This is a genomic window from Methylibium sp. (genome assembly GCF_031393925.1).
In the GTDB taxonomy this organism is placed as follows: Bacteria; Pseudomonadota; Gammaproteobacteria; order Burkholderiales; family Burkholderiaceae_C; genus Methylibium.
Window position 1 is genome coordinate 1 of record NZ_JANMWL010000160.1, and the last position, 2,244, is coordinate 2,244.

General features: G+C 69.1%; 3 protein-coding genes. 2 read left to right on the forward strand and 1 reads right to left on the reverse strand.

The features are described from left to right. Positions 1–235 (reverse strand): PEP/pyruvate-binding domain-containing protein (locus RMO12_RS09125; RefSeq protein WP_309639048.1); only part of this gene is annotated, 235 nt, incomplete at its 3' end. A 176-nt stretch (positions 236–411) separates the two neighbouring features. Between RMO12_RS09125 and RMO12_RS09130 the strand changes: the two genes are divergently transcribed. Both RMO12_RS09130 and RMO12_RS09135 read left to right on the forward strand, forming a co-directional pair. Next, on the forward strand, positions 412–1,137 hold the full coding sequence (locus RMO12_RS09130; RefSeq protein ID WP_309639049.1) for a phosphoribosyltransferase: 726 nt from the start codon (positions 412–414) through the stop codon (positions 1,135–1,137). Positions 1,138–1,148: 11 nt separating this feature from the next. Continuing rightward, positions 1,149–2,132: a hypothetical protein gene (locus tag RMO12_RS09135; RefSeq protein WP_309639050.1), complete on the forward strand. Its 984-nt coding sequence runs from the start codon at positions 1,149–1,151 to the stop codon at positions 2,130–2,132. The last annotated feature ends 112 nt before the right edge of the window (positions 2,133–2,244 follow it).

Below are 2,244 nucleotides of genomic sequence, written 5' to 3' on the forward strand. Positions count from 1 at the left end.
CCAGGTCGTCGACGTTTCTGGCATCCAGCCCGTCGAGCGCCCGGTGCAGACGCGGCCATGCGTCGGCCTGGTCGAGCACGTGACGGTAGGCTGCGGCGGTGATGGCAAAACCGTTGGGCACGCGCACGCCCTGGGGCGCCAACTCGCGGACCATCTCGCCGAGCGACGCGTTCTTGCCGCCCACCGACGCCACGTCGGCAACGCCGACGTCGGAAAACCAGCGGATGTAGTTCATGGCAGCGTCGCCGCGCTCAGGCTGCCTGCGCGAAGGCGGCGAGGGCGGACACATGGGCCATCTTCACTCTGCGGTGGCCTCCGCAGGAAGGGCAGACGAGTTGCATAGACACCATCCTTCATTCAAGAGCCCGGCCGCAGGCCAAGCTTGCGCGACGATGCTGCTGCCACCGTCGCATGGAAACATTGATAAATCGCAAGTCCGTCGCACGCGCTTGCGCGATCCTCTCGATCATGGAAGCCTTCATGGATCGCGTCGAGGCCGGACGCCTGCTGGGGCAGCGCCTGGCTGCGCTGAGGCTGGTCGATCCCGTGGTTCTGGCGCTGCCGCGCGGCGGCGTGCCCGTGGCGGCCGAGGTGGCCCGCGCGCTGCACGCACCGCTCGACTTGCTGATGGTGCGCAAGATCGGCGCGCCCGGTCAGCGCGAACTAGCCGTCGCCGCGGTGGTCGATGGCGGCCATCCCGAGATCGTGGTCGACGAGGAGAGCCTGCGCCTGAGCGGCGCCGACCGAGCCTATGTCGATGCCGAGGCTGCGCATGAACTGAAGGAAATCGAACGGCGCCGCGCGCTGTACCTGCGCGGTCGTGGGCCGGTGCCGCTGGCCGGCAAATCGGTGGTTCTTGTGGACGACGGCATCGCCACCGGAACGACGGTGCGTGCCGCACTCAAGGCGCTGCAGCGCTCCAACGCGGCGTGTCTGGTGCTGGCGGTGCCGGTGGCGCCGGCCGACACCGCGGCGCAATTGCGCGCCGAGGTCGACGACCTCGTGTGCCTGTCGCAGCCGGAGTTCTTTCACGCTGTCGGCGCGCACTACCGCGATTTCCATCAGATCGAGGACGACGAAGTCATCGCGCTGCTCGATACGGCCAGACGCGATTTCGCAAAGCGGGCGTCGCCGTGACGGCAGGAAGAGTGACAACGCAGCGCTTCGATGTCTGCAACGGCGACGCCGACGGCCTGTGCGCCGCGCTGCAGTGGCGGCTCCATGAGCCGGTGCCCGCCACGCTGCTGACCGGGTTGAAGCGCGAGATCGCGCTGCTCGAGCGCGTGCACGCGAACGCCGGCGACGAAGTCAACGTCTTCGACCTGTCGATGCAGCGCAACCGGGCCGCGCTGCTGGGCCTGCTCGGCGTCGGCGTGCGCGTGCGCTACTTCGATCACCATGCGGTGCGCGACATCCCCTCCCATCCCGTGCTCGAAGTGCAGGTCGACTGCGCCAGCGACGTCTGTACCAGCCTGCTGGTCGACCGCTGCATCGGCGGTGCCTTTCGCGCCTGGGCGCTGGTCGGCGCCTACGGTGACAACCTGGCAGGCGTCGCCGACCGCTTGGCGATCGATTCCGGCATCGGCAGCGACGACAGACTTCGGCTGCGCCGGCTCGGCGAGACGATCAACTACAACGCCTACGGCGACGACGAGCGCGATGTGTGCATCGCCCCGGCGCGCCTGTATGCGGTCATGGCGCGCTACCGCAATCCGCACGACATGCTCGCGCACGAAGGCATTGCCGACGCGATCGACACACAGCGCCGCGCCGACCTGCGGCAGGCCTTGGCCTGGCCGCCGCATTGGCAAGACGCACGCGGCAGCGTGCTCGTTCTTCCCGACGCGGCGTGGAGCCGGCGCGTGCTCGGCTGCCTCGCCAACGAGCTGGCCAACGCCCAGCCGCAGCGCGCCCATGCGGTGCTCAAGCTGCAGGGTACGGGCGCGTACGTGGTCAGCGTGCGCGCGCCGCTCGCGTCGCCGTCGGGCGCCGATGAGCTGTGCAGCCGCTTCGGCGGGGGCGGTCGCGCGCGTGCCGCCGGCATCGACGGCCTGCCGGCGGCCGATCTCGAACGCTTTCTCGCGGCCTTTGCAAGCACGCGCTGGGGCGAGCAGGCTCCCATGCGTCCATGATGACGGCGGCTCTGGTCAGCGCACTCATCGTTGACCTCCTGTACGTGTGCGCACCGGGACTTACGCCGTACGACTTTCCTTCGGTTTGTCCGGCAAGTGAGCGATGAACCAG